Annotated in this window: 25 protein-coding genes, 4 tRNA genes and 1 riboswitch; of the genes, 19 read left to right on the top strand and 10 right to left on the bottom strand. The window is 58.1% G+C overall.

What is annotated here, in order from left to right:
- Window positions 1-10: 10 nt before the first annotated feature.
- The 3 genes from astB to astE are packed head-to-tail and all read left to right on the top strand — an operon-like array spanning window position 11 to window position 2729.
- Window positions 11-1357 (top strand): N-succinylarginine dihydrolase, encoded by a 1347-nt coding sequence (gene astB, locus BK670_RS23790; RefSeq protein WP_123453421.1) that lies wholly within the window; start codon window positions 11-13, stop codon window positions 1355-1357.
- Window positions 1358-1415: 58 nt separating this feature from the next.
- A complete protein-coding gene (locus BK670_RS23785; protein WP_027612641.1) occupies window positions 1416-1706 on the top strand; it encodes a hypothetical protein in 291 nt (96 codons plus the stop codon).
- Window positions 1707-1718: 12 nt separating this feature from the next.
- A complete protein-coding gene (gene astE / locus BK670_RS23780) occupies window positions 1719-2729 on the top strand; it encodes a succinylglutamate desuccinylase (RefSeq protein WP_123453419.1) in 1011 nt (336 codons plus the stop codon).
- A gap of 152 nt (window positions 2730-2881) precedes the next feature.
- Here astE and BK670_RS23775 read toward each other — a convergent pair whose 3' ends face one another.
- Window positions 2882-3391 carry a 6,7-dimethyl-8-ribityllumazine synthase gene (locus BK670_RS23775; protein ID WP_093430389.1) on the bottom strand — a complete coding sequence of 170 codons (510 nt, stop codon included), beginning with the start codon at window positions 3389-3391 and terminating at the stop codon, window positions 2882-2884.
- Between the two features lie 103 nt (window positions 3392-3494).
- A riboswitch (FMN riboswitch) is annotated at window positions 3495-3666 on the bottom strand.
- A gap of 198 nt (window positions 3667-3864) precedes the next feature.
- Between BK670_RS23775 and ltaE the strand changes: the two genes are divergently transcribed.
- The 7 genes from ltaE to BK670_RS23740 all read left to right on the top strand — a co-directional run bounded on the left by ltaE (window position 3865) and on the right by BK670_RS23740 (window position 9827).
- Window positions 3865-4869, top strand: a complete 1005-nt coding sequence (ltaE, locus tag BK670_RS23770) for a low-specificity L-threonine aldolase (RefSeq protein WP_123453417.1) — start codon at window positions 3865-3867, stop codon at window positions 4867-4869.
- 146 nt (window positions 4870-5015) lie between these two features.
- Window positions 5016-7634, top strand: a complete 2619-nt coding sequence (alaS, locus tag BK670_RS23765; protein WP_123453415.1) for an alanine--tRNA ligase — start codon at window positions 5016-5018, stop codon at window positions 7632-7634.
- A gap of 90 nt (window positions 7635-7724) precedes the next feature.
- Window positions 7725-8966 carry an aspartate kinase gene (locus tag BK670_RS23760; protein ID WP_007919332.1) on the top strand — a complete coding sequence of 414 codons (1242 nt, stop codon included), beginning with the start codon at window positions 7725-7727 and terminating at the stop codon, window positions 8964-8966.
- Between the two features lie 187 nt (window positions 8967-9153).
- On the top strand, window positions 9154-9342 hold the full coding sequence (gene csrA, locus BK670_RS23755; protein ID WP_002554426.1) for a carbon storage regulator CsrA: 189 nt from the start codon (window positions 9154-9156) through the stop codon (window positions 9340-9342).
- 62 nt (window positions 9343-9404) lie between these two features.
- Window positions 9405-9495, top strand: a tRNA-Ser gene (locus BK670_RS23750).
- A gap of 107 nt (window positions 9496-9602) precedes the next feature.
- Window positions 9603-9679 (top strand) — tRNA-Arg (locus BK670_RS23745).
- A gap of 71 nt (window positions 9680-9750) precedes the next feature.
- Window positions 9751-9827, top strand: a tRNA-Arg gene (locus BK670_RS23740).
- Between the two features lie 19 nt (window positions 9828-9846).
- Here the strand turns inward: BK670_RS23740 and BK670_RS23735 are convergent.
- Window positions 9847-10365, bottom strand: a complete 519-nt coding sequence (locus BK670_RS23735) for a cell envelope protein SmpA (protein ID WP_123453413.1) — start codon at window positions 10363-10365, stop codon at window positions 9847-9849.
- Window positions 10366-10686: 321 nt separating this feature from the next.
- Between BK670_RS23735 and mgtE the strand changes: the two genes are divergently transcribed.
- Window positions 10687-12129: a magnesium transporter gene (mgtE, locus tag BK670_RS23730; RefSeq protein WP_016983964.1), complete on the top strand. Its 1443-nt coding sequence runs from the start codon at window positions 10687-10689 to the stop codon at window positions 12127-12129.
- Window positions 12130-12257: 128 nt separating this feature from the next.
- Here the strand turns inward: mgtE and BK670_RS23725 are convergent, their stop codons facing one another.
- Window positions 12258-12584, bottom strand: a complete 327-nt coding sequence (locus tag BK670_RS23725) for an Arc family DNA-binding protein (protein WP_003178899.1) — start codon at window positions 12582-12584, stop codon at window positions 12258-12260.
- 112 nt (window positions 12585-12696) lie between these two features.
- Here BK670_RS23725 and BK670_RS29695 point away from each other — a divergent pair, with 112 nt between their 5' ends.
- On the top strand, window positions 12697-12852 hold the full coding sequence (locus tag BK670_RS29695) for a hypothetical protein (protein WP_185036820.1): 156 nt from the start codon (window positions 12697-12699) through the stop codon (window positions 12850-12852).
- A gap of 120 nt (window positions 12853-12972) precedes the next feature.
- Window positions 12973-13542 (top strand): phosphonate metabolism protein/1,5-bisphosphokinase (PRPP-forming) PhnN, encoded by a 570-nt coding sequence (gene phnN / locus BK670_RS23720; protein ID WP_123453412.1) that lies wholly within the window; start codon window positions 12973-12975, stop codon window positions 13540-13542.
- On the opposite strand, the gene BK670_RS23715 is transcribed toward phnN, so the two are convergent.
- Window positions 13517-13696, bottom strand: coding sequence for a PA3371 family protein (locus BK670_RS23715; protein ID WP_016983966.1), 180 nt, complete (start codon window positions 13694-13696; stop codon window positions 13517-13519). The genes phnN and BK670_RS23715 overlap by 26 nt on opposite strands.
- 20 nt (window positions 13697-13716) lie before the next feature.
- Window positions 13717-13950, bottom strand: a complete 234-nt coding sequence (locus BK670_RS23710; RefSeq protein ID WP_123453410.1) for a hypothetical protein — start codon at window positions 13948-13950, stop codon at window positions 13717-13719.
- 296 nt (window positions 13951-14246) lie between these two features.
- On the opposite strand from BK670_RS23710, the gene BK670_RS23705 reads away from it, so the two are divergent.
- Window positions 14247-14323 (top strand) — tRNA-Arg (locus tag BK670_RS23705).
- An 84-nt stretch (window positions 14324-14407) separates the two neighbouring features.
- On the opposite strand, the gene BK670_RS23700 is transcribed toward BK670_RS23705, so the two are convergent.
- Window positions 14408-15724, bottom strand: coding sequence for a lysozyme inhibitor LprI family protein (locus BK670_RS23700; RefSeq protein ID WP_259697591.1), 1317 nt, complete (start codon window positions 15722-15724; stop codon window positions 14408-14410).
- 278 nt (window positions 15725-16002) lie between these two features.
- Here BK670_RS23700 and BK670_RS23695 point away from each other — a divergent pair, with 278 nt between their 5' ends.
- The 4 genes from BK670_RS23695 (at window position 16003) to BK670_RS23680 (ending at window position 21187) form a co-directional block, all read left to right on the top strand.
- The gene (locus BK670_RS23695; protein ID WP_123453406.1) at window positions 16003-17607 is read left to right on the top strand and encodes a tetratricopeptide repeat-containing response regulator; all 1605 of its coding nucleotides are present in this window, start codon (window positions 16003-16005) and stop codon (window positions 17605-17607) included.
- Window positions 17604-18296, top strand: coding sequence for a sensor histidine kinase (locus BK670_RS23690; protein ID WP_123453404.1), 693 nt, complete (start codon window positions 17604-17606; stop codon window positions 18294-18296). Before BK670_RS23695 ends, BK670_RS23690 begins: the two co-directional genes overlap by 4 nt.
- A 200-nt stretch (window positions 18297-18496) precedes the next feature.
- Window positions 18497-19738, top strand: a complete 1242-nt coding sequence (locus BK670_RS23685; RefSeq protein WP_185036828.1) for a glutamine synthetase family protein — start codon at window positions 18497-18499, stop codon at window positions 19736-19738.
- 69 nt (window positions 19739-19807) lie between these two features.
- Complete coding sequence (locus tag BK670_RS23680; protein ID WP_123453400.1) at window positions 19808-21187, top strand: MFS transporter; 1380 nt, start codon at window positions 19808-19810, stop codon at window positions 21185-21187.
- 73 nt (window positions 21188-21260) lie between these two features.
- Here the strand turns inward: BK670_RS23680 and BK670_RS23675 are convergent, their stop codons facing one another.
- From BK670_RS23675 to flgA, 4 genes are all read right to left on the bottom strand, one after another.
- Complete coding sequence (locus BK670_RS23675) at window positions 21261-22007, bottom strand: flagellar brake protein (protein WP_123453398.1); 747 nt, start codon at window positions 22005-22007, stop codon at window positions 21261-21263.
- An 88-nt stretch (window positions 22008-22095) separates the two neighbouring features.
- The gene (locus BK670_RS23670; RefSeq protein ID WP_123453396.1) at window positions 22096-22563 is read right to left on the bottom strand and encodes a flagella synthesis protein FlgN; all 468 of its coding nucleotides are present in this window, start codon (window positions 22561-22563) and stop codon (window positions 22096-22098) included.
- A 48-nt stretch (window positions 22564-22611) separates the two neighbouring features.
- Window positions 22612-22938 (bottom strand): flagellar biosynthesis anti-sigma factor FlgM, encoded by a 327-nt coding sequence (gene flgM / locus BK670_RS23665; protein ID WP_123453394.1) that lies wholly within the window; start codon window positions 22936-22938, stop codon window positions 22612-22614.
- Window positions 22939-23086: 148 nt separating this feature from the next.
- On the bottom strand, window positions 23087-23848 hold the full coding sequence (flgA, locus tag BK670_RS23660; RefSeq protein ID WP_123453391.1) for a flagellar basal body P-ring formation chaperone FlgA: 762 nt from the start codon (window positions 23846-23848) through the stop codon (window positions 23087-23089).
- A gap of 83 nt (window positions 23849-23931) precedes the next feature.
- Between flgA and BK670_RS23655 the strand changes: the two genes are divergently transcribed.
- Entirely contained in the window at window positions 23932-24864 is a 933-nt protein-coding gene (locus tag BK670_RS23655) for a chemotaxis protein CheV (protein WP_008083695.1), read from the top strand.
- Window positions 24865-24868 lie beyond the last annotated feature (4 nt).

Genomic DNA, 24868 nt, shown 5'->3' with positions numbered 1-24868 from the left:
AGCCTCGCTGATGAAATCCTATGAAGTCAATTTTGACGGTCTAGTGGGGCCGACCCATAACTACGGTGGTCTGTCCTACGGCAACGTTGCCTCCCAGAGCAACAGCCAGCAGTCTTCGAACCCGAAGGAAGCGGCGCTGCAAGGTCTGGCGAAGATGAAAGCGCTGATGGAAATGGGCTTTCAGCAAGGCGTGCTCGCACCGCAGGAACGTCCGGACGTGGCCGCGCTGCGCCGTCTGGGTTTCAGCGGCACCGACGCGCAAGTGATCGAGCGCGCTGCCAAAGAGGCGATGCCGCTGCTGGTCGCCAGTTGCTCGGCGTCGAGCATGTGGGTAGCGAACGCCGCCACGGTCAGCCCGAGTGCCGACACCGCTGACGGTCGCGTGCATTTCACCGCCGCCAACCTCAACTGCAAATACCACCGCAGCATCGAGCACCCGACCACCAGTCGCGTGCTCGGCGCGATGTTCGCCAATCAGCAGCACTTCGCCCATCACGCCGCGCTGCCGGCAGTGGCGCAATTCGGCGACGAAGGTGCGGCCAACCACACGCGTTTTTGCCGGGAGTACGGCGAGGCGGGCGTCGAGTTCTTCGTGTTCGGTCGCAGTGCCTTCGACAATCGCTACCCGGCGCCGCAGAAATACCCGGCGCGCCAAACCCTCGAAGCGTCGCAAGCCGTTGCACGTCTGCACGGCCTGCGTGACGAAGGCGTGGTTTACGCCCAGCAGAACCCGAACGTGATCGATCAGGGCGTGTTCCACAACGACGTGATCGCCGTGGGTAACGGTGAAGTGCTGTTCTATCACGAGGACGCGTTCCTTGAGACCGATCAGATGCTGGCCGAGCTGCAGAGCAAACTCGGCAAAGTCGGCGGCAACTTCCAGTCCGTGTGTGTGCCGCGTTCGGCAGTCACCGTGGATGACGCCGTGCGCTCCTACCTATTCAACAGCCAATTGCTCTCGCGTCCTGACGGTTCGATGCTGCTGATCGTGCCGCAAGAGTGCCAGGCCAACGAGCGCGTGTGGGCCTACCTGCAAAGTCTGACCAGCTCCGGCGGTCTGATCCGTGAAGTGAAAGTCTTCGATCTCAAGCAAAGCATGCAGAACGGCGGTGGCCCGGCGTGCCTGCGTCTGCGCGTCGCGCTTAACGAAACCGAACTGGCGGCGGTCAACCCAGGGGTTATCATGACGCCACCGTTGTACGGTTCGTTGACCGCATGGGTTGAAAAGCACTACCGCGACCGCCTGAGCGAAACCGATCTGGCGGATCCGCAATTGCTGCTTGAATGCCGGACGGCACTGGATGAACTGACGCAAATCCTTAAACTGGGCGCGGTTTATCCATTCCAGATCAATTGATGGCCGGCGCGTCGCCTGAAAGTGGCGCGCGGCTCGTCTCCCCCAAGAGAGTAAAAACATGAGCGATTCCCTGCAGCTAATCCTTGAAGACACCGACGGCACGCAACTGCAAACCTCGTGCACCCGCGTCGCGGTCATGTGGCAAGGCAAAGAGCTGTGGATCCAGCAGGACGGCCGTGGCCAACTGCTGATCGGCGTGGACGTCGAGGAAGGTGACGAAGAGTACGCCAACCTGCTGTTGCGCCCATTGGCGACTAATCTGGTAAGTCTGCAACTGGAAATGGAACCGGCTGACGTCGGCGACGACGAAGACCACGTGCACGGCCCGGATTGCAACCACGACCACTAAGGAAACCGCTCTATGCTCGCCCTCGGCAAACTGCTTGAACTGACCCTCGCCGGCCGCGAACCGGCGGAGAAGACTCAACTGACTGTCGAAGGCGTGCGTATGCGCTGGTTGAGCGAAGGTGCGCTGGAAGTCCGGCCACCACAAGCGCGTGACAATGGCCTGGACCTGCTGCTGTCGGCAGGCATTCACGGCAACGAGACAGCGCCGATCGAGTTGCTTGATCGCTTGTTGCACGATATCGCTCGCGGTGATCTGAAGCCGCGCGCACGCATTCTTTTCCTGTTCGGCAACCCGGAAGCGATTCGCAAGGGCGAGCGTTTCGTCGAGCAGGACGTCAATCGGCTGTTCAACGGCCGTCATGAACAAAGCAGTGGCAGCGAAGCGCTGCGTGCCTGTGAGCTGGAACGTTTGGCGGCGAGTTTCTTCAGCCTGCCGGATCGCCAGCGTCTGCACTATGACCTGCACACGGCGATTCGCGGTTCGAAGATCGAGCAGTTCGCACTGTATCCGTGGAAGGAAGGTCGCCAGCATTCGCGTCTGGAACTGGCGCGTCTGCGCGCTGCCGGGATGGAAGCGGTGCTGTTGCAGAACAAACCGTCGATCGTGTTCAGCTCGTACACCTACGACAAGCTCGGTGCCGAGTCTTTCACGCTGGAACTGGGCAAGGCACGGCCGTTCGGGCAAAACGACGGGGTCAATGTGTCGCTGCTGGAAACCCGTCTGAAGCAGATCATTGAAGGCAGTGAGCCGGAAATGGCTGAACCGGAGCTGGATGGTTTGCAACTGTTCAGCGTCGCGCGGGAAATCATCAAGCACAGCGATGCGTTTCGCCTGAACCTGCCGCAGGACATCGAAAATTTTTCAGAGTTGGAGATGGGCTACGTATTGGCCGAAGACCTGGCCAATACCCGCTGGGTCATCGAGGAAGAGGGCGCGCGAATCATCTTCCCTAATCCGAAGGTCAAGAACGGCCTGCGCGCGGGCATTCTGATCGTCCCGGCCACTGACGAAAACCTCGTCTGATAGCGACATCTGAATCGGCACAAAACCAATGTGGGAGCGAGCCTGCTCGCGAAAGCGGTCTACCAGTCAACTTGTCGTCGGCTGGCAGTCCCTCTTCGCGAGCAGGCTCGCTCCCACATTTGATTTGAGTGAGGTCAAAAACTCACTCGACGTTACACGGCTACAGCATGTGGCTCGGTGCGGCGCAGTGCGCGAACCTTGCGCAGCGTATCCGCGCAAGTCCGTGCCGCTTCCTGGCCCTTGTGCACGAAATGCTCGAAGAAGAACTTCTGATGTTCGTCGCCAGCATGGAAGTGATGCGGGGTCAGGGACACCGAGAACACCGGTACTTCGGTTTCCAGCTGGACCTGCATCAGGCCGCTGACTACCGACTGCGCGACGAACTCGTGACGGTAGATGCCGCCGTCCACGACCAGGGCTGCGGCGACGATGCCGGCATAACGACCGGTCTTGGCCAGCAACTTGGCGTGCAGAGGCATTTCAAAGGCGCCGCCAACTTCGAAGATGTCGATGTCCGACTCCTGATAACCCAAGGCAAGCATTTCGGCGACGAAGCCTTTACGGCTCTGGTCGACGATTTCCTTGTGCCAGCAGGCCTGGATAAACGCTACGCGCTCGCCGTGGGGGTGTTTGCTTTTGCTGTCGATAGCGGTGGGTTGCATGTTCTGACTCCTGTTTGTGTGAAAAACAGGGCGTTATGAATCGAAAGGGATTCAAGGGTACGAGCGCACGCAAGAATGCACGCGGACGGCCCTTTGGCGTTAATCCCGTTCTCTCTTCATCCGGACTATGACCGTCGGCCCCGGAATCACACCGGGTCTGCTGACCTTGCCGCCGCGCACAACCCAAGCTGTGTTCGTCGCCAAGCGCTCGCGGGCTATGCGCATTGCGCGCAATTACCGCCGGTGGGGAATTGCACCCCGCCCTGAGAACGTTTTGGCCGCCCTTTCTCGGGCGGCGCAGCGTTTTTAACACAGATTGTGTGTCTGTGCATTGCGCCTTTCTGATGATTGCCATCGAATTTTCTGGCGGTTCGAAACGACTTTTCCTTGCGCAAGGGTTGATTAATCCGCGCGATGACCGCAGTAATTCCACTTCGTAAAGGGATTTCCCCTGCTGACTTGAGGCCAGGTTCATGAGCGTTATCGATCTTCGCAGCGACACCGTCACCCAACCGACTCCCGCCATGCTCGACGCGATGACTGCGGCGGATACCGGAGATGATGTGTACGGCGAAGATCCGACAGTCAATCGTCTGGAAGCCGAACTGGCCAAGCGCCTGGGTTTCGCTGCCGCTTTGTTCGTACCGACCGGCACCATGAGCAACCTGCTGGGGCTGATGGCGCATTGCGAGCGCGGCGACGAATACATCGTTGGCCAGCAGGCGCACACCTACAAATACGAGGGCGGTGGCGCGGCAGTGCTTGGCTCGATCCAGCCGCAGCCGCTGGAAGTGCAGGCGGACGGTTCGCTGGATCTGGATCAGGTCGCGGCAGCGATCAAACCTGACGACTTCCATTTCGCCCGGACTCGTTTGCTGGCGCTGGAAAACACCATGCAGGGCAAAGTGCTGCCGCTGGAATATCTGGCCCGTGCTCGCCGCTTCACTCAGGACAAAGGCCTGCAGTTGCACCTTGACGGCGCGCGCCTTTACAACGCCGCGGTCAAGCTGGGCGTGGATGCCCGGGAAATCACTCAGTACTTTGATTCGGTGTCGGTGTGCCTGTCCAAAGGTCTCGGCGCGCCGGTTGGCTCGGTGTTGTGCGGCTCTGAGCAGTTGATCGGCAAGGCTCGTCGCTTGCGCAAAATGGTCGGTGGCGGCATGCGTCAGGCCGGGCTGCTGGCAGCGGCGGGGCTGTATGCGCTGGACCATAATGTCGAACGTCTGGCGGACGACCATGCCAACGCACAGTTACTGGCCGAGGGCTTGCGTGAAGCCGGTTTCATCGTCGAGCAGGTGCAAACCAACATGGTTTATGTGCAAATGGCTGAAAAAGCTGAAGCGATCAAGGCCTTTGCGGCCGAACGCGGGATCAAGTTGAGCGCCGCCGCACGTCTGCGCATGGTCACGCACATGGACGTCAATCGCTCGCAAATCGAGCAAGTGATCGCGACATTCGTCGAGTTTTCGCGCAAGTGACAGCGTTAGCCGTCCAATTGACCGTTTCTATCGTATAAACACGCTGTACCCCGCGCGCAGGGCCGATATAATGCGGCCCTTTGCCGTCGCTTCGTCTGTTGACGTTTCGAACAGGCCTTTGGCCGCAGCCTCCGTGGAAGAACCTAATGAAAAGCGCAGAAATCCGTGAAGCCTTCCTTCGCTTCTTCGAAGAGCAAGGCCACACCCGTGTAGCCTCCAGCTCTTTGATTCCGGGCAACGACCCAACCCTGCTGTTCACTAACGCGGGGATGAACCAGTTCAAGGACTGCTTCCTGGGCCAGGAAAAACGTGCGTACACCCGTGCGACCAGCAGTCAGAAGTGCGTGCGTGCCGGTGGCAAGAACAGCGACCTGGAAAACGTCGGTTATACCGCTCGTCACCACACGTTCTTCGAAATGCTCGGTAACTTCAGCTTCGGTGACTATTTCAAGCACGACGCGATTACCTTCGCCTGGACCTTCCTGACCGGCGTTCTGAAACTGCCGAAGGAAAAGCTCTGGGTCACCGTCTACGCCTCCGATGACGAAGCGTATGACATCTGGACCAAGCAAATCGGTGTGCCGGTCGAGCGCATGATCCGCATTGGCGACAACAAAGGCGCACCGTACGCCTCCGACAACTTCTGGACCATGGGCGATACCGGCCCGTGCGGCCCATGCACCGAGATTTTCTACGATCACGGCGACCACATCTGGGGCGGCCCTCCAGGTTCGCCGGAAGAAGACGGTGACCGTTACATCGAAATCTGGAACAACGTGTTCATGCAGTTCAACCGCACCGCCGATGGCGTGTTGCATCCGTTGCCAGCGCCGTCGGTCGATACCGGCATGGGCCTGGAGCGGATCAGTGCGGTGATGCAGCACGTCAACTCCAACTACGACATCGACCTGTTCAAGAACCTGCTGAAAGCTTCGGCCGAAGCCATTGGCTGCGAAAACGGCGATCAGTCGTCGCTGAAAGTAGTTTCCGACCACATCCGTTCGTGCGGTTTCCTCATCGCTGACGGCGTATTGCCGTCCAACGAAGGCCGCGGTTATGTACTGCGCCGGATCATCCGTCGCGCCTGCCGTCACGGTAACAAGCTGGGCGCTACCGGCAGCTTCTTCTACAAGATCGTCGCGGCGCTGGTTGCCGAGATGGGCGAGGCGTTCCCGGAACTGAAAAAGCAGCAGAGTAATATCGAGCGCGTGCTCAAGGCTGAAGAAGAGCAGTTCTCCAAGACCCTGGAGCATGGCCTGAAGATTCTCGAGCAGGACCTGCTGGAACTCAAAGGCACCGTGGTGCCGGGCGACGTGGTGTTCAAACTCTACGACACCTACGGTTTCCCGATGGACCTGACCGCTGACATCGCTCGTGAGCGCGGCCTGACCGTCGATGAAGTCGGCTTCGAACGTGAAATGGAAGCCCAGCGTGTTCGTGCGCGCTCGGCCAGTTCGTTCGGTCTGGACTACAACACCTTGGTCAAGGTCGATGTGGCCACCGAGTTCACCGGCTACAAAGACACCAGCGGTTCGGCAAAAATTGTCGCTATCTATAAAGATGGCCAGTCGGTCGACGTCTTGAATGAAGGCGAAGAGGCGGTGATCGTGCTGAATCAGACACCCTTCTACGCTGAATCCGGCGGCCAGATCGGTGACTGCGGTTTCCTGCAGGCAGGTAATGCACGTTTCGACGTACGTGACACCACCAAGACCGGCGGCGCATTCCTGCACCACGGTGTGCTGGACTCGGGCAGCCTGACCATCGGCGCGCCAGTGGAAACCCACGTCGACGCCGAAGTGCGTCACGCGACTTCGCTGAATCACTCTGCTACTCACTTGCTGCACGCTGCATTGCGTCAGGTCTTGGGCGAGCACGTTCAGCAGAAAGGTTCGTTGGTGGATAGCCAGCGTCTGCGTTTCGACTTCAGTCACTTTGAAGCGATCAAGCCGGAACAGATCAAAGCGCTGGAAGACATCGTCAACGCCGAGATCCGCAAGAACTCCGCGGTTGAAACTGAAGAAACCGACATCGAAACCGCCAAGAACAAAGGCGCGATGGCGCTGTTCGGCGAGAAGTACGGCGACAGCGTACGCGTGCTGAGTATGGGCGGTGATTTCTCCGTCGAGCTGTGCGGCGGTATCCACGCCAACCGTACCGGCGACATCGGCCTGCTGAAAATCATCAGCGAAGGCGGTGTGGCATCGGGCGTACGTCGTATCGAGGCAGTCACCGGTGCTGCGGCACTGGCCTACTTGAACGCGGCAGAAGAACAACTCAAGGAAGCGGCCAGCCTGGTCAAGGGCAGCCGCGACAACCTGATCGACAAGCTGTCGGCTGTGCTGGAGCGCAACCGTCAACTGGAGAAGCAGCTGGAGCAGTTGCAAGCCAAGGCTGCTAGCGCCGCGGGCGACGATCTGTCGAACTCGGCAGTGGACGTCAAGGATGTGAAGGTTCTGGCCGCACGTCTGGATGGTCAGGACGGCAAGGCGCTGCTGGCGCTGGTCGATCAGCTGAAAAACAAACTCGGCCGCGCAGTGATCCTGCTCGGCAGTGTCCATGAGGAAAAGGTCGTACTGGTTGCCGGTGTAACCAAGGACCTGACTGGCCAACTCAAAGCCGGTGATTTGATGAAGCAGGCTGCTGCGGCAGTGGGCGGGAAGGGCGGTGGTCGTCCGGACATGGCGCAGGGCGGCGGTGTTGACGCCGGCGCACTGGATAGCGCACTGGCACTGACCGTTCCATTCGTCGAGCAGGGTTTATAAGGCAGTCCGTCCGGCCCGCAGTCTAGTGGCGGGCCCGGCGGCTGTTCGAGTGATTATTGGGCGCCCTTCATGGGCAGAGGCGGCTTTGAAATGGCTTTGATCGTACAGAAATTTGGAGGCACCTCGGTCGGTACTGTCGAGAGAATCGAGCAGGTCGCCGACAAGGTTAAGAAATTCCGCGATGCCGGCGATGACCTGGTGGTTGTGCTGTCTGCAATGAGCGGCGAAACCAACCGTCTGATCGATCTGGCCAAGCAAATCAGTGGCGACACGCAACCGGTTCCGCGTGAACTGGACGTGATTGTTTCCACCGGTGAGCAGGTGACGATTGCCCTGTTGGCCATGGCGCTGATCAAGCGCGGTGTGCCAGCGGTGTCGTACACCGGTAATCAGGTGCGGATCCTGACGGACAGTGCGCACAATAAAGCGCGTATCTTGCAGATTGATGACCAGAAGATTCGTGGTGATCTGAAGGCCGGTCGCGTTGTTGTTGTCGCCGGTTTCCAGGGCGTCGATGAGCACGGCAACATCACCACCCTCGGTCGCGGCGGTTCCGACACCACCGGCGTGGCACTGGCTGCCGCGTTGAAGGCTGACGAGTGCCAGATCTACACCGACGTTGATGGTGTCTACACCACCGACCCGCGCGTTGTCCCGGTCGCTCAGCGTCTGGACAAGATTACCTTTGAAGAGATGCTGGAAATGGCCAGCCTCGGTTCCAAGGTGCTGCAGATCCGTGCGGTGGAATTCGCCGGCAAGTACAACGTTCCGCTGCGCGTACTGCACAGCTTCAAGGAGGGTCCGGGCACCCTCATTACTATTGATGAAGAGGAAACCATGGAACAGCCGATCATTTCCGGCATCGCTTTCAACCGCGATGAAGCCAAGCTGACCATCCGTGGCGTGCCAGACACCCCGGGCGTGGCGTTCAAGATTCTCGGCCCGATCAGTGCCGCGAACATCGAAGTCGACATGATCGTGCAGAACGTTGCGCACGATAACACCACCGACTTCACCTTCACCGTGCACCGCAACGACTACCAGGCCGCACAGACCGTGCTGGAAAACACCGCTCGCGAGATCGGTGCCCGAGAAGTTGTAGGCGACACCAAGATTGCCAAGGTCTCGATCGTCGGCGTCGGCATGCGTTCCCACGCAGGGGTGGCTAGTCGCATGTTCGAATCCCTGGCCAAAGAAAGCATCAACATCCAGATGATCTCGACGTCGGAAATCAAGGTTTCCGTCGTCATCGAAGAGAAGTACCTGGAACTGGCCGTGCGCGCCCTGCACACGGCTTTCGAACTGGATGCTCCAGCCCGTCAGGGCGAGTAATTCCGTTTCTTGAAGGGCGCGGTCTGACCGCGCCCTTTATTTTTTGAATGGCGCGAGCCCTGAACTGTTCTTTTGCTCGCGCTGGTCAATACTCAGGCATGTAGGGCTACGATCGCTCCGGTTGTAGGTCGGGTGCCTTTTTTTTGCAGACTGTTGTCCCTGAACTGAATTGCGTGAGGAGAAAGGTATGCTGATTCTGACTCGTCGGTGCGCAGAAAGCCTGATTATCGGTGATGGCGAAATCACCGTGACCGTGCTCGGCGTTAAAGGAAACCAAGTGCGTATCGGCGTCAACGCCCCGAAAGAGGTTGCCGTGCACCGTGAGGAAATTTACCTGCGTATAAAGAAAGAGAAGGACGAAGAACCAAGCCATTAATTTTTATCGATTTTTATGTTTGCAAACGGGGAAAAGGTTGGTTAAGATACGCCCCGTGTTGCGGAGAGCTGGCCGAGTGGCCGAAGGCGCTCCCCTGCTAAGGGAGTACACCTCACAAGGGTGTCGGGGGTTCGAATCCCCCGTTCTCCGCCATTATTTGCTTAGTACGTTGTAATCTGGCTTTTTCTGTAAGTTGTTGAAATTAATAGAAAAAGTGGTTGGAATAGAGATTAGACGGGCTATAATGCGGCGCAACAAATGCACTCGTAGCTCAGCTGGATAGAGTACTCGGCTACGAACCGAGCGGTCACAGGTTCGAATCCTGTCGAGTGCACCATTTAAGAGTCAGTTACAGCAATGTAAATGACTTGGCTTCAACCAGTTGTGGTCTGGTCTAAAAACACAAATGCACTCGTAGCTCAGCTGGATAGAGTACTCGGCTACGAACCGAGCGGTCACAGGTTCGAATCCTGTCGAGTGCACCATATACCGAAAAGCCCGCGTTTAACGCGGGCTTTTTGCTGTCCGGGATTTGGCTTTTGCTTTCACGCATCCTCGCTCATCAAAATTAATCTGAGCCGAACGTCCTCGCTTGAGGTCGTATCGATAGCTCGTGGTTGATGTCCGAATATTTACCTTATCCGGTTTACCCAGCGCGCTTTCGACGTCCTGTTGACTCATGCCGGCAACCACACGTTGATTGATGATCGCTGCACGACGTTGTCTGGCATCGATCAGATTTCCACATTTGTCTTCAGTAACGCCGGCAATGCCGGGGTCGCGCCCGTTGGTTTTCATACCGGATATTTCTTCGTGGTTGTGTTCCGGCATTACCGCCACGACTGATCCGGGCGAGTAGGGGTGGACTTCCTGCACTGAGCGCTGTTCACCGCTCGCGCAGCTCATGCTGGTAAAGGTGATGCTGCCGTCGGCGGCTTCGCAGCGATGAAGGCTGGTGGCGGCCCCGGCAGGTGGGAGGCAAAACAGGCTGGTGAGTAAAAAGAATATCGGTTTGGCTGGCATTCGACGTCCTCCATGACGATCTAAGCTCAAGGGTAGCCGCTACATTTTTCATCGGTGGTGTGTTTTCTTTTCAGGATGAGTCGTCGCATTTGCACGGATCAGGACAGTGCTCAGGTTTGTTTCGCAAGCGCTTGTTTCGACCGTGATTTTTTAACGTTTAAAACCGTCAGGCGGTGTATCATTGCGCCCGTCAGCCCCGCCGGGGCTTATGGAAAACCTCCATGGACTTACCCAGTAGTTACTCAGTACCCCGTTTCACCAATCATGAATTGACTGATTGATCCTTCCGGCGTGCCCCGCTGCTGGGAGTGGAGTTCGCCTATGTCTGAAATCGAAGTAAAGAAAACACAGGAAAGCCTGCAGGATCGCCTGGCTCAAGTCGTCGAGCTGCTGCAGCGCCAACGGGTCGTCGAAGACCTGACTCATCGCCAGGAAGGCGCGCACCACGACCGGGTCGAAAACCTGGTTCACCGGCAAAATCTCGTCGAGTTGCAACGCAAGCTCGATGATCTGCACTCTGCCGACGTCGCCTACATTCTCGAAGCCTTGCCGCTGGACGATCGTCTGACGCTCTGGCAACTGGTCAAGGCCGATCGCGACGGCGACATTCTTCTCGAAGTATCCGATTCGGTTCGTGAAACGCTGATCGCCGACATGGACGATCACGAGCTCCTGGCTGCTGCCAAGGACATGGACGCCGACGAACTTGCTGACCTGGCCTCCGAGCTGCCGCGAGACGTCGTCCATGAGCTGATGGAGAGCCTCGATAACCAGCAGCGCGAGCGTGTCCGTTCGGCCTTGTCCTACGATGAGGAGCAGGTCGGTGCACTGATGGACTTCGAGATGGTGACCATCCGTGAGGATGTCAGCCTCGAAGTGGTGCTGCGCTATCTGCGTCGTCTCAAAGAACTTCCCGGCCATACCGACAAACTGTTCGTGGTTGATTACGACGGCGTGCTCAAAGGCGTGCTGCCGATCAAGCGTTTGCTGGTCAACGACCCGGAAAAGCAGGTAGCTGATGTCATGGCCAGCGATCCGGTGAGTTTCCACCCGGACGAAGACGCCTACGATGCCGCTCAGGCGTTCGAGCGTTACGACTTGATCTCGGCCCCGGTGGTCGACAAGAACGGCAAGCTGATCGGCCGTCTGACCATCGACGAAATGGTCGACCTGATCCGTGAGGAAAGCGAAAGCGAAGTCCTCAACATGGCGGGTCTGCGTGAAGAGGAAGACATCTTCGCTTCCGTGTGGAAGTCCCTGCGCAACCGTTGGGCGTGGCTGGCGATCAACCTGATCACCGCGTTCGTCGCATCGCGGGTGATTGGTCTGTTTGAAGGTTCGATCGAGAAGCTGGTAGCGCTCGCGGCGTTGATGCCGATCGTGGCGGGTATCGGCGGCAACTCCGGTAACCAGACGATCACCATGATCGTTCGCGCCATGGCACTCGACCAGGTCAGCACCGGCAATACCTCGCGTTTGATGCGCAAGGAGCTGGCGGTCGGTCTGATCAATGGTCTGGTCTGGGGTGGCGTGATCGGCGTGGTCGCTTATCTGCTTTACGGCAGTTGGTCGCTGGGTGTGGTGATGACAGCGGCGATGACCCTCAATCTGCTTCTCGCAGCTTTGATGGGGGTGTTGATCCCGATGACGCTGGCAAAGATGGGGCGTGACCCGGCAATGGGGGCCAGCGTGATGATTACCGCCATGACTGACAGTGGTGGTTTCTTCATCTTCCTGGGGTTGGCGACCATCTTCCTGCTCTGATTCGTTGCAATGAAAAAGCCCGCCAATTGGCGGGCTTTTTGTACCTGTGGCTTTACCAGTGGCGCCAGTCCCTGGATCGCAGGCAAAAAAAAGCCAGCAATCATGCTGGCTTGAGATGTTCGTAAGGCTCAGGACGCGTCTGCGGCCATTTCAGCGTCGTGGGCGATCAAGGACACCAACGCGTTCTGTTGACGGTGAGACAGCTGACGGAAGCGTTGCAGCAGCTCACGCTCGTGCAACGACAGCTCAGGGCTGTCCAGGCGCATGCTCAGTTCTTCGCCCAATGCACCTTCCTGAATAAGACTCTGCTCAAGGCGCGCAATGATCTCGGAGTTCATGCTGCGATGATGATTGCGAGCCACCTCGGCAATGCGTTCACGCATTCCGTCTGGCAGACGTACGACAAACTTGTCAGCCGTACGGCTGGAATAAATTGCCTGTTTCAATGGGCGCATATATTTAACCGGTTAGTTCAGGGGAGCGGTTCTCGGGATTGGCCGCAGGATGTGTGGTAGGACAAGCATCCGCGCCAAATGGTTCAACCTGAATTGCTAAGAGGCCGGCATCATGCCTCAAAATAGCCAGATCATTGGCGTCAATTCTGTGACAAATATTGAGCCGGGTAAAGGCGTAATGCCAGCACCAATTATCAGAAATGCGGACTGGTTGGAAAACTTTGCCATGGCCAACCTCTCTGACCGCTTCCTGATGCCTATGAATTGATGTCCGAAGACGTCAGAACGTGCATGCTATGCGGCTTTCAATCCTTGTTCCTTATCTGTACAGGATAGTGGCAATTTGCCGATTTACTAGTGGCAGTCGCTTGCCAGAGGGCTTTTCAGGATGGATGGCAGGCTTATTTATCTGATGGGACCGTCCGGTTCAGGCAAGGACAGCCTGATTGAGGCCGCACGTGAGCCACTGCGGGCGAGGAACTGCGAAATCATGCGCCGGGTGATTACCCGATCAGCGGAGTCAGTGGGTGAAGATGCCATCGGCGTGACGCCTGAAGAGTTCGAGCGACGTCAGCGCGCCGGCGAATTTTCCCTCTCATGGCACGCCAATGGCCTGGCCTACGGCATCCCCCGAGAAATGGACGAATGGTTGCGTGTCGGGCGCGATGTGCTAGTGAACGGCTCGCGCGCGAACCTGCGTCAGGCGATGGAACGCTATCCGACGTTGTTGCCGGTTCTGCTGACAGTCAAAGATGAGGTCTTGCGCGAACGCTTGCTGCGGCGCGGTCGAGAGACACTGGAACAGATCGACGTCAGACTTGCCCGTAACGCCCTGTTTAAGGACAGGCGATCAAGCGACGCGCCGGTGCACCTGATCGACAACTCCGGCGACCTGGCGGTCGCCGTCCATCAATTGCTCGAGCTGATCAAGCTCAACGCAACACCGGATCAAATTTGATCCGGCGCCCGGCAACCAGCGCCAATACGAATAGCACCGCAAACACGCCACAGCCAATCAACGGCAGGGTGATTTCGGTTTCCTCGAACAGCGCAAAATGCACAACGCCACTCAATAAGGCGAGGATCAGAAATCCTGCAGCTGACTTGGACATGCTGTACTCCTGAAGATATTTCAAAAAACCAGACGTTCGGTAGCGTGCGCAGAAGTTGCCTGCTCAGGCTCGCTAACCGCCTGTGGGGCGAAGTCCTGATCACTCAGCACTGCCAATTGCGGTGCTCTTTGCACCTGCAAATAATGCGGCATGCGCTGGGCTACCGACTCTGGTGCAGCACCCTCTGGGACAAAGTGAAAGCCGACGACAGCTGCCAGGGCGATTGCATTTGCAAGCAAGAGAGTGCTGTTCATGAGGCGGTGCTCCGATTGTTCTGCTCTGGAACAGACAAAGCACCCGCCGTGCCAACAGTCTAACTGCTGTTAAGTCCTTTAAAAACAAGCATTTGGAAGGTTTTTTCCAAGTCTTCGGGTTGCAATCTGCAAGGATGTCTTTTGAAGGGTAGTGCAAATTGCACGGTAAATTTTCCCGCAGCATTGCAGGGCGCCTGCCTACACTTAAAAAGCCCCACGGACGACATGACAAATCAGGGTTCGGCCGTTAACATGCACGCCGTCCGTCGCACCGCGTCTGGCCGTCACAACTCAGTGTCTCAGTAGCTCAATTGGATAGAGCATCCCCCTCCTAAGGGGAAGGTTGGCAGTTCGAACCTGCCCTGGGACACCACTCATTCAGGATGTCTCGAACATCCGCAAAAAAGCCCCGCGCAGTTTCAACTCCCGGGGCTTTTTCATGCGCGACCGTTGAGCACTATTGCGCCGCGCCACCCTCGGGTTTGCCGATAGACGTGCTGATTTCGGTAAGACGCCGACGGCCATTGACCTTGTATTCGCGCTCTTGCGCTTCCTCGCCGGGTTTACGCAAAGTCAGTTGCGCAAACAGCCCATCCTTTGCGCTGTAGGCGCCAAACCAGTCGTTCATTCTGGCAATAAAGCACTCGCTGCCGATGATTACCGGGAAGTCCGCGACCTGTTCGATGGCGTAATAGCCTGCGCCGTAGCCGTAATATTCCTCGCTGTCGGTGGCGGACGGGGGAATCGGGCACATAGGCTTTCGCTCTTGCCCGCTGTCGGACGAGTCATCCTCGATGGTGGCCAGGCCACGGGCAAGTGCGCGGTGCAGGTCCGGCTTCAGCTTATAAGTGGTTTTGTGCTCATCATCAGGCTGAGTGCGAGGGATGCTGAGTTGATAGCGATAACGAACCGTCAGCTTGGGCACCAACTGGTTCGCCTGCCACGGACTGAGCAGGTAGACATTATCGATGCCGTATCCACTGTCGCGATAGGCGGCGTAGACCTTGCCGTGAATGCTGATCCAGTTCACGGACTGGTTGGAGCCGCGCTCATTGATGGAGTAGAGGGAACCGCCGAGGGATTCGCCGTCGGACGCCTGGGTTCTGCGGGTGAACCGGTCACCATCGCGGTGAAAGATTTCCACGAACGTGTACAGGCCGGTGCCGCCGGTGTAGGTCTGAATGATCAGGTCACGTCGCCCGTCATTGTCCAGATCCAGCAATGTGAACGAGGTTGGGCCCTGCGCGGTGTCAGCCTCGAAGTCCGTGGCATTCAAAGCTGTCCACTCGCTGCGGGAAACGCCTTTGGGGAGGGTCTTCGGGAAGTGTGTTTTATTGGCGAATTGATCGGCGTCGGGCTCTGCTGAAAACGAAGTTTCGGCGCTGTTCAGTGTCAGTGAGGCGAGCGTCCGTTCCAGGGCAAACTCCGGATCATTCTGACTGGCTGTCTGAATACGTTTTTGCAGATCATCCAGCACCTCTTTATCGGCGCCGGTCGGCTGATGGGCGACAGCTTCTGCCCATTGCGCCTGCAAACTTTTCAGCTGTTCGCGATAACGCTGATCCAGACACGAAACATCCTCAGCGCACTCATTACGCGTTTTCAACCAAAGCCGTTGCGTGCCCTTCAGCTGCGGTCGAGTCTCGACGGAAGCCTTCATCAACTGTCGGTAAACCTCGCCCATCTGCGTATCCAGTTCATACAAACCGGTATTCGCACAGATAGTTTTTTCCACGGTTGTCACCGCTTTCGCACAATCCATTCCGGCCGCCATCGTCTGCTGGAAAAACAGCAGCGCACAGACGGACACGATGCAACGTCCTTTGATGTACACGAGATAAACCTTGTAGTGGAAAGCTAAGAAGCCGCGCAGAGTAATCGCAGAACGAGGAATCTTGAAGCGCCGGCTTCAGGGAACGTCACTTGTGGCCGATAACCCATTCGGTGACTTAAAAGTCGCGCGAAATCGCTTGATAGCATTTGGCCGCCAGCTATCATCTGCGCGCCTGAAATTGCCGCGATTCATCCTCTTCAATTGCCTGGAAATCCTCGATGCTGTCGTATCACCAAAAGAGTTTTCTGATCGTCGATGATTTCTCGGATTTCCGCAGTTCCGTGCGTTCGATGCTGCGTGAACTTGGAGTCAAGGACGTCGACACCGCGGATAGTGGTGAGCAGGCGCTGAAAATGTGCGCGCAGAAATCCTACGATTTCATCCTGCAGGATTTCCATCTCGGCGACGGCAAGAAGAACGGACAGCAGGTGCTTGAAGACTTGATGTCGGAAAAGCTCATCAGCCATGAAGCGGTGTTTGTCATGGTCACCGCCGAGACCAGTCAGGCGATGGTGCTCAGTGCCCTGGAGCATGAGCCGGATGCGTATCTGACCAAACCGTTCAACCGTTCCGGCCTGGCGCAGCGCCTGGAGCGTCTGGAGCAGCGCAAGACGTTGCTCAAACCGATTCTGCAAGCCCTTGATCGCGGTAAGCCGGTCGAGGTGCTCAATGCCTGTATTGCGCTGTGCAAGCAGGACATCCGTTATTCGCCGCTGTGCCTGCGTTATCGTGCCGATGCCCTGCGCGAGATGAATCAGAACGAAGCGCTTGAGCGGCTCTATGACAGCATCATTGCCGACCGGCCGTTGCCGTGGGCGTTTGCCGGGTTGGGCAAGTTGCTGTTCAAGCGCGGCCAGGTGGCGCAGGCCAAAGGCGTCTATGAGAAAGCGCTGAAGGTGTTTCCGATGATGCCGGCGCTGTACGACGGCATGGCCGATGTACTGGTCGCCGAAGGCGATAGCAAAGGTGCGCAGCGGGTGCTGGAGGAGGCGATTCGTTTGTCGCCGCTGGCGGTGCGCCGGCAAGCGTTGCTGGGCAAACTGGCGATGGCCAACGAAGACTTCGACACTGCCTCGCGCGCTTATCGGCAAGCGGTGGCGCAGGGCGCGCAGTCGCGGTTCAAGGATCCGGAAAGCAACCTCGGCCTGGCCCATGCGTTGATCAGCAAGGGCAGTGAACGTGGCCTCGACACCCGCACGCGGCTGGAGATCAACACCACGCTCAGCGCTGTCGCCAAAGAGAATCCGGCCGACCCTGGCCTGCAGATTCGCGCACGTCTGATGAAGGCCACCAGTCTGCTGCTCAACGATGCCGAGACGGCCGACAAGCTCACCGAGCAAGCGCTGATGCGCCTCGATGGCATGGAGCAATTCATGAGCCCCGAGGCGGCGTTGTTGGTCGCCAAGCAGTTGCAAATGCTCGGCCAGGCCGAAGCCGGCACGTCGATGCTCAAGAGCTGCGCGGAAATCTATGGTGATGATCCGGCGGTGATGAAAGACATCGCCAAGCTCACCGACGACCCGACTATCCTCAGTTCCAGCAACGCCGCTGCCGACCTCAACCGTCAGGGCGTGCGCGTGTACAAGACCGGTAACCTGGTGGAGGCCCGCGAGGTCTTCCGCAAGGCGCTGAAGATGCAACCGAAGAACATCAGTATCGCGCTGAACATGGCCCAGTCGCTGCTCCACGGCACTGACACCAATGTGCCGTCGGCGGAACTGGAAGAATGTCGGGCCTGCCTGAAAATGGTTGGCCTGATGCCCGACACCGACGCGCGTTATGCGCGTTATCAGAAGCTGAAAAGCAAGGCGTTTGGCGAATGAACCACGACGAGCAAGCTCTGGATTTTTCCACGGTGATTGCCTCCACCGTCCATGACATGAAGAACTCGCTGGCCATGCTGATGCAGGCCCACAGCCAATGGCTGACTCGGCTGCCGCAAGCGCAGCGCGAGGGGGCGGAGCAGGGCGTGATCGACTTCGAGTTCGCCCACCTCAACGGCATGCTCGTGCAGTTGCTCGGGCTATATAAGCTCGGCGTCAATCAGCTGCCGCTGCAACCGGCGTATCACGAGCTGGATGATTTCATCGAGGCGCAACTGGCGGCGCATCAAGAGGTGTTCGCCAGTCGCGGGATCATTGCCACTTATGAAGTTGATCCGCTGAGCCCGCTGGGCTTTTTTGATCGCGAGTTGATTGCCTCGGTGTTGGGCAACTGCATCAACAACGCGATTCGTTATGCCCGCGAATCGCTGCTGATCACGGTCAGTGACGAGGCCGGGCAACTGGTGTTGAGCATCAATGATGACGGCGATGGTTACCCGGCCGAGATGCTTGAACGTCAGGCCGATTATGTGCAGGGCATCAATCACAGCAGCGGCAGCACCGGGCTTGGCCTGTACTTCGCCAATCGCATCGCGGCGCTGCATCAGCGCAATGGAGTTGAAGGGCGCACCGAAATCCGCAATGGCGGACCGCTTGGCGGCGGGGTGTTCAGCCTTTATCTGCCGTGACACAGGTTTTTGTTTGACGCTGCTTGATATTCCGAACAGCCGGAGCCTATTTTGTACAGGTCGCCGTTCGCGGCTCGCACAATAACAAGGATTGCGTCATGACAACCGATGGCCAGCGTTCATTCGCGCAGCGATTGACCGGCATTGATGAGATTGAGTGTGTCACGCCGGATTTGAACGGCGTACCGCGCGGCAAAGTGATGACCGCCGAGGGGTTCCTCGAAGGGCGGCGTCTGCAACTGGCCCGTGGCGTGCTGTTGCAATGCATCATGGGCGGTTACCCGGCAGCACGGTTTTACGGCAGCGACGACGGCGATCTCGCCCTGATTGCCGAACCGAGCCAGATCCATCGTTTGCCATGGAGTGACGACCCGCGTGCTCTGGCGATTTGCGATGCCGATGAGTTGACCGGCGAAAGCTCCAACCTGTCGACCCGTGGTCAGCTCAAGCAGGTCATTGCCCGTTACGCCGCGCGCGGTCTGGCGCCGGTGGTGGCGACCGAGCTGGAATTTTTTGTCTTTGCGCCGAACACCGATCCGACCCAACCATTCCGTCCGCCGGTGGGCCTTGACGGGCGTCGCGAGGATGGTCAATCGGCGTTCAGCGTCAGTTCCAATAACGGTCTGCGGCCGTTCTTCAACGAAGTCTATAAATGCATGGCGGCACTCGGTCTGCCGCGCGATACCTTCATGCACGAGATGGGCGTCAGCCAGTTCGAGATCAATCTGCTGCACGGTGATCCACTGCTGCTGGCCGACCAGACGTTTCTGTTCAAACACCTGCTCAAGGAAGTCGCGCTCAAGCATGGCCTGACCGTGGTGTGCATGGCCAAGCCGCTGGCGCACACGCCGGGCAGTTCGATGCACATTCACCAAAGCATCGTCGAGATCGGCAGTGGCAAGAATTTGTTCAGTGACGAACACGGTGAGCCGACTGCGATGTTCCGCCACTTCATCGGTGGTCAGCAGGCGGGCATGGCCGATTTCACCGCGCTGTTTGCACCCAATGTGAATTCCTATCAGCGCCTGTGCCATCCGTACGCGTCGCCGAACAATGCTTGCTGGTCGCACGACAACCGTGCCGCTGGCTTGCGGATTCCGGCCAGTGCGCCGGTTGCTCGTCGGGTGGAAAATCGTTTGCCGGGCGCTGATGCAAATCCGTATCTGGCAATCGCCGCCAGTCTGGCTGCCGGTTTGCATGGCATCGAGCATGAGCTGGAACCGAGCGAAGCGATTCAGGGCGAGTTCGCGGTGCCGGACAATCTTGCGTTGCCGTGTACCTTGCACGCCGCGCTCGAACGTCTGAAACGTAGCCAATTGGCGAGGGAACTGTTCGGACAGGAGTTCATCGAAGGCTACATCGCTTCGAAGACCATGGAGTTGACCAGCTTCTTTGATGAAATCACTCCCTGGGAACGGCGTGTTCTAGCAGCCCAGGCCTGACGTACCGCCGCCATCGGGCTATCGTTCTGGTAGCCCGATATTTACTGCAAGGAGCCGCTCGGAACGCCGATGCGCCAAATCTGGAAATCCTTTCGAGCACTGTATTTCGCCTCGCTGATGATGTTGATCGGCTCGGGCCTTCTATCCACTTATCTGGCATTGCGCCTGGCCGCTGACAATGTCGACGGCCTCTGGGTCGGTGCGCTGATGGCGGCCAACTATTTCGGCCTGGTGCTGGGCGGCAAGATCGGTCATCGACTGATCGCCCGGGTCGGGCATATCCGTGCTTATTCTGCCTGTGCCGGGATCGTCGGGGCGGCGGTGCTTGGTCACGGTCTGGTCGATTGGTTGCCGGCGTGGCTGGTGCTGCGGACCATCGTCGGTCTGGGCATGATGTGCCAGTACATGGTGATCGAGAGCTGGCTCAACGAGCAGGCGGACGCCAATCAGCGTGGCCTGGTGTTCAGCGGTTACATGATCGCTTCGTACCTGGGGCTGGTGCTCGGCCAGCTGATTCTGGTCATGCATCCGGGCTTGGGTCTGGAATTGCTGATGCTGGTCGCCCTGTGCTTTGCGCTGTGTCTGGTGCCGGTGGCATTGACTCGACGGATTCACCCGGCGCCCCTGCATCCGGCGCCGATGGAGCCACGCTTCTTTATCAAGCGGGTGCCGCAGTCGTTGAGTACGGTGCTGGGGGCCGGTTTGATCATCGGTTCGTTCTACGGTCTGGCGCCGCTGTATGCCTCGCAACAGGGGCTGTCGACCGAGCAGGTCGGTTTGTTCATGGGTAGCTGTATCTTCGCCGGGTTGCTGGTGCAGTGGCCGTTGGGCTGGTTGTCTGATCGTTACGACCGGGCGCTGTTGATTCGCTGCTTTGCCGGGTTTCTTGCGGTGGCGGCGTTGCCGTTGGCGATTCTGCCGCAGGTGCCGCTCGAGGTTTTGTTTGTTGTCGGGTTCATGTGCTCACTGGTGCAGTTCTGTCTGTATCCGCTGGCGGTGGCATTCTCCAACGACCACGTCGAAGGCGATCGTCGCGTATCGCTGACGGCGATGTTGCTGGTGACCTACGGGGTTGGCGCGAGCATCGGGCCGTTGTTGGCGGGTGTACTGATGAAGCTGTTCGGCAGTCAGAGCCTGTATGCGTTTTTCAGCTTCTTCGCACTGGTGCTGGTGTGGCGGATCCGACCGAAAGCCGTGACCAATCTGCATCAGGTCGACGACGCGCCGCTGCATCACGTAGCCATGCCTGACAGCATGTCCAGCTCGCCGCTGGTGGCGGCCCTCGATCCTCGGGTAGACGAGCAGGTGGTACAGGAGCAGATGGTGCAAGACCCTGTGCAGACGCCGGCAAATCCAGAGCCTGAACCTGACACTCAGCCAGAGCCTGCGGCAGAAGTCGAACCGGATACCGATAAGACTGCGCCCGATCTCAGTGGCGGCAGACCCTGATCTGAACAAAAAACATCGCACATAAAAAAGGGCAGTCCCATCAAGGACTGCCCTTTTTATTGGCCGCGACGAATCAGAGATCGTCTTTGTCGAAACGGCGTGCTTCACGTTGCAGCTGATACACGAAACGCTCAACGTTGCGCGCTGCCTGACCACTGATGTTGTGGAAGCGCAGGCCGGCAAAAGTGATGTTGAGTTTTTCTTCGAAGTGCAGGTAGCGCAGTTCGACGGAGGTCGGCTGGTTGCCGAACAGCGGCGGGGCGATCAGACGGTCGTAGACCTGGCCCAATTGCAGGCGGTCAGTGATATCGCCTTCGAAGCGCAGCTTGCAACCGGTCGCGGAGATATCCAGCAGTTTGCCGTTGATTGGCGCCTTGAGCTTTTCGCCGCCCAGTTCAACGCTGACCAGATCGGTCAGTTTCAGCGCAGCGCGGAAGGCATTGCGGCGCTGGTGGTAAACCACTTCGGTCGGCAGAGCGCCGGTGTAGAAGCGATCGCCCTCGGATTCTTCGATATTCAGCGTGCCGGTGCATTCCCAGGCAATGCGCACGCCGTCATGAAAACCTTCAACCTTGAACGGCTCACCGGCCAGCAGGAAGCGTTCGCCATCACGCGGGATCATCTCGTCCAGCGCGATCGAAGCGCTGTCGCGGTCGACTTTGATCAGGTAACTCTGGAAGCGCTGGCTGCGCTCATGAAAGGTGATGATCAGCGGATCGTGGCTTTCTTGCAGCTGGCGCAGGTTGCTGGAGATTTCCAGTGGCGTGGTGAGCACCTTAGGGGGCTGCGGAGCATCATCCGCGCTGAGGGCGTTGGACACGGTTTATCAATCTCCAGACAAAATATGACGACTTGCCAGCATTTTGCCAGCATGTTCCGCGGGTTGATAGGGCTGGCGCATCAACGGCTCATGCCTGGCTGAGCGGACGCGGTGTGGCGGGTTTGGCAAATGTACCGCTGGCGTTATACAGCGCGGGTGCCTCACCACCGGTGAGGATCTTCAGCTGATTGGCCGTGGCGGCCTGCTGGATCTGGATCGACTGGCCATTCTTGAGGTTGGCCGCCTGGCATTGAGCAATCAGATCGGTCAATGCATCGCCTTGCGTCAGCAACTGGTCGCCAATGCTTGACTGGCCAGCCAGTTGCTCAAGACCGGAACGATCGGTCGGCAGGTTGAGGCTGGCGAGGATTTCACTGCGCTTGCGGCCATGCTGTTCAAGCAGAATGATCAATGCCTGTTTGTGCGCCAGAATTTCTTCCAGCAATGGCATGTCGCGACCGTGCAACGCGAGGGATTCGGTTTGCAACAACTCCAGCAATTGTTGAGCTGGAGCAAAGTCGTCGTTGATCAGTTGCAATAAAGTAGTGTCGTGCATGGCTGGCCTTGGGTTTTAAGCGTCCAAAAGCCTGGCGCTGGCAAAAGCCTAGCGCTGGGCTTCGAAGTTGAGCAGTTTGCTGGCTACACGGTTGCTGTCGACTTTATAGCTGCCATCGGCAATCGCGGCTTTCAACTCGGCCACACGGGCTTTGTCGACAGCAGGTTGATCGCGCAGCTTGTCAGTGACCTTCTGCAACTGTTGAGCCTCATTGCTGAGGTGTACCGATTCCCCGCTTATTGCGGTACTGGCCGGTTCGGCCTGGGTATTCAGCGGCGCGGAGGTGCCGGTTTCGGCGGTTTCCTTGGCGTTGCTGGTACGTGTACTGCCCGTAAGTGACGAGGAGCTGTTCAAACGGCTGAAATCGATGACCATGATAAAAACCTCTGGGAATTTGGACGCTTGCCATGTTTTCGGCCATCCCCTGGAAAACTTTAGGCACATTTACAATGAGCCTTGCATGCGCCGGCGCGTGTCCTGCTGCGGCACAGTTTAGGGAACAGCCGGGGTCAGCGCCAGTTTTCTACATCGCCACTTCCACTTGGCCCGGCGCGGTGACTTGCGCCTTGATGACCCGTTGCGAGTTGAGGTTTTTCACCCGGATCTGTTCTTTCAAGCCGCCATTGGCCAGCGCTTCACCGGGCATGCGCACCGCCAGGGTTCCGCTGCGCGCGGTGATGACCACTTGATCGCCCTTGCGAATGACTTCGGCCTGTTCCAGATGAACCAGGGTAATGACCTGATCGGCTACCGTTGGTCGGGTCAATTTCTGTCCGATCGCTTCATCAACGGAGGTCAGAAAGCCTTGATTGATCTGACTGATGTCGCGTTCACGCAAGGTCACATCCTGTGGCTCGATAATCCCGGCCCGTTTGAGCGGGCGCGTGGTGGTCACAATCTCGCGAAACAGGCGGACTTGAGCGGGCACGAACACGGTCCAGGGCGAGGCGCCCTCACAGCGGACCTTCACGGTAACCCGGCCCAGCGGACGTGCCGGACTCTCCAAAGTCGCTGTCAATTCCTTGTCGCACATAGGCATGCGCATACGGGGGTCGAGCTGGTTTACTTCGATTTCGTAGCGGCCTTCCGTTTGACTGGTAGCCAGATAGTCTTCTACGGTGAACTCAAGAAAGCCCTGAGTGACGCCGATAAGCATGTCAGGCAAGGTAACCGCATCAGCAATGGCAGGGCTGCCAGCGAAAAAGCAGCAAATGGCGGACATCGCGCAAAGCCCTCTGCGGAGGGGCGAAGTCAGGCGTCGAAAAAATGTCGTTTGAGCGTTCATACGAGTTAAAAAGCAAGCGCCGTGCCGTTTAGCAATGAATGTGCGTCGCAACAACACTTGGCGTTGGGTGTAGGAGTCTGGGCATGGCTGGTGTAATGGATTCGGTGAACCAGCGCACGCAACTGGTGGGGCAGAATCGCCTGGAGCTGTTGTTGTTCCGTCTTGACGGTCAGCAGCTCTACGGAATCAACGTGTTCAAGGTACGGGAAGTGTTGCAGTGCCCGTCACTGACGTTGATGCCCAAGTCCAGTCCTGTCGTGTGCGGGGTGGCAAATATCCGGGGGGCGACCATTCCGATCCTTGATCTGGCAATGGCGACCGGTTCCGGAGCGTTGAAGGACAAGAACAATCCGTTCGTGATCATCACGGAGTACAACACCAAGACCCAGGGTTTCCTGGTCCGCTCGGTGGAGCGCATCGTCAACATGAACTGGGAAGAGATTCATCCACCACCCAAGGGCACGGGGCGCGATCATTACCTGACCGCTGTGACTCGGGTGGACAATCAGTTAGTCGAAATCATCGACGTCGAGAAAGTGCTGGCGGAAGTTGCGCCGACACCGGAAGCGATTTCGGTGGGCGTGGTCGATGTCGAGACCCAGACCAAGGCACTGTCGTTGCGTGTCTTGACGGTCGATGACTCGTCGGTGGCGCGCAAGCAGGTTACGCGTTGCCTGCAGACGGTCGGCGTTGAAGTGGTGGCACTGAACGACGGCAAGCAGGCGCTGGATTACCTGCGCAAGCTGGTCGATGAGGGCAAGAAGCCGGAAGAAGAGTTCCTGATGATGATTTCCGACATCGAGATGCCGGAGATGGACGGGTACACACTGACGGCCGAGATCCGCGCTGACCCGCGCATGCAAAAGCTTCACATCATCCTGCATACTTCGTTGTCCGGGGTATTCAATCAGGCGATGGTCAAGAAAGTCGGTGCCGATGACTTCCTGGCCAAGTTCCGTCCTGATGACCTGGCATCCCGGGTAGTCGACCGGATCAAAGCAGCAGATATCAGCTAGGGGC

It is taken from the genome of Pseudomonas fluorescens, assembly GCF_003732425.1.
GTDB lineage: Bacteria > Pseudomonadota > Gammaproteobacteria > Pseudomonadales > Pseudomonadaceae > Aquipseudomonas > Aquipseudomonas fluorescens_BE.
The sequence above is the reverse complement of the archived record's forward strand: the minus strand, read 5'-3'. Positions and strand labels throughout refer to the sequence as shown.

What these genes read in the sequence shown, in the direction of transcription:
- astB (WP_123453421.1), top strand. Translation starts at nt 11, where the DNA reads ATGAAATCCTATGAAGTCAATTTTGACGGTCTAGTGGGGCCGACCCAT.
- BK670_RS23785 (WP_027612641.1), top strand. Translation starts at nt 1,416, where the DNA reads ATGAGCGATTCCCTGCAGCTAATCCTTGAAGACACCGACGGCACGCAA.
- astE (WP_123453419.1), top strand. Translation starts at nt 1,719, where the DNA reads ATGCTCGCCCTCGGCAAACTGCTTGAACTGACCCTCGCCGGCCGCGAA.
- BK670_RS23775 (WP_093430389.1), bottom strand. Translation starts at nt 3,391, where the DNA reads ATGCAACCCACCGCTATCGACAGCAAAAGCAAACACCCCCACGGCGAG.
- ltaE (WP_123453417.1), top strand. Translation starts at nt 3,865, where the DNA reads ATGAGCGTTATCGATCTTCGCAGCGACACCGTCACCCAACCGACTCCC.
- alaS (WP_123453415.1), top strand. Translation starts at nt 5,016, where the DNA reads ATGAAAAGCGCAGAAATCCGTGAAGCCTTCCTTCGCTTCTTCGAAGAG.
- BK670_RS23760 (WP_007919332.1), top strand. Translation starts at nt 7,725, where the DNA reads ATGGCTTTGATCGTACAGAAATTTGGAGGCACCTCGGTCGGTACTGTC.
- csrA (WP_002554426.1), top strand. Translation starts at nt 9,154, where the DNA reads ATGCTGATTCTGACTCGTCGGTGCGCAGAAAGCCTGATTATCGGTGAT.
- BK670_RS23735 (WP_123453413.1), bottom strand. Translation starts at nt 10,365, where the DNA reads ATGCCAGCCAAACCGATATTCTTTTTACTCACCAGCCTGTTTTGCCTC.
- mgtE (WP_016983964.1), top strand. Translation starts at nt 10,687, where the DNA reads ATGTCTGAAATCGAAGTAAAGAAAACACAGGAAAGCCTGCAGGATCGC.
- BK670_RS23725 (WP_003178899.1), bottom strand. Translation starts at nt 12,584, where the DNA reads ATGCGCCCATTGAAACAGGCAATTTATTCCAGCCGTACGGCTGACAAG.
- BK670_RS29695 (WP_185036820.1), top strand. Translation starts at nt 12,697, where the DNA reads ATGCCTCAAAATAGCCAGATCATTGGCGTCAATTCTGTGACAAATATT.
- phnN (WP_123453412.1), top strand. Translation starts at nt 12,973, where the DNA reads ATGGATGGCAGGCTTATTTATCTGATGGGACCGTCCGGTTCAGGCAAG.
- BK670_RS23715 (WP_016983966.1), bottom strand. Translation starts at nt 13,696, where the DNA reads ATGTCCAAGTCAGCTGCAGGATTTCTGATCCTCGCCTTATTGAGTGGC.
- BK670_RS23710 (WP_123453410.1), bottom strand. Translation starts at nt 13,950, where the DNA reads ATGAACAGCACTCTCTTGCTTGCAAATGCAATCGCCCTGGCAGCTGTC.
- BK670_RS23700 (WP_259697591.1), bottom strand. Translation starts at nt 15,724, where the DNA reads ATGGCGGCCGGAATGGATTGTGCGAAAGCGGTGACAACCGTGGAAAAA.
- BK670_RS23695 (WP_123453406.1), top strand. Translation starts at nt 16,003, where the DNA reads ATGCTGTCGTATCACCAAAAGAGTTTTCTGATCGTCGATGATTTCTCG.
- BK670_RS23690 (WP_123453404.1), top strand. Translation starts at nt 17,604, where the DNA reads ATGAACCACGACGAGCAAGCTCTGGATTTTTCCACGGTGATTGCCTCC.
- BK670_RS23685 (WP_185036828.1), top strand. Translation starts at nt 18,497, where the DNA reads ATGACCGCCGAGGGGTTCCTCGAAGGGCGGCGTCTGCAACTGGCCCGT.
- BK670_RS23680 (WP_123453400.1), top strand. Translation starts at nt 19,808, where the DNA reads ATGCGCCAAATCTGGAAATCCTTTCGAGCACTGTATTTCGCCTCGCTG.
- BK670_RS23670 (WP_123453396.1), bottom strand. Translation starts at nt 22,563, where the DNA reads ATGCACGACACTACTTTATTGCAACTGATCAACGACGACTTTGCTCCA.
- flgM (WP_123453394.1), bottom strand. Translation starts at nt 22,938, where the DNA reads ATGGTCATCGATTTCAGCCGTTTGAACAGCTCCTCGTCACTTACGGGC.
- flgA (WP_123453391.1), bottom strand. Translation starts at nt 23,848, where the DNA reads ATGAACGCTCAAACGACATTTTTTCGACGCCTGACTTCGCCCCTCCGC.
- BK670_RS23655 (WP_008083695.1), top strand. Translation starts at nt 23,932, where the DNA reads ATGGCTGGTGTAATGGATTCGGTGAACCAGCGCACGCAACTGGTGGGG.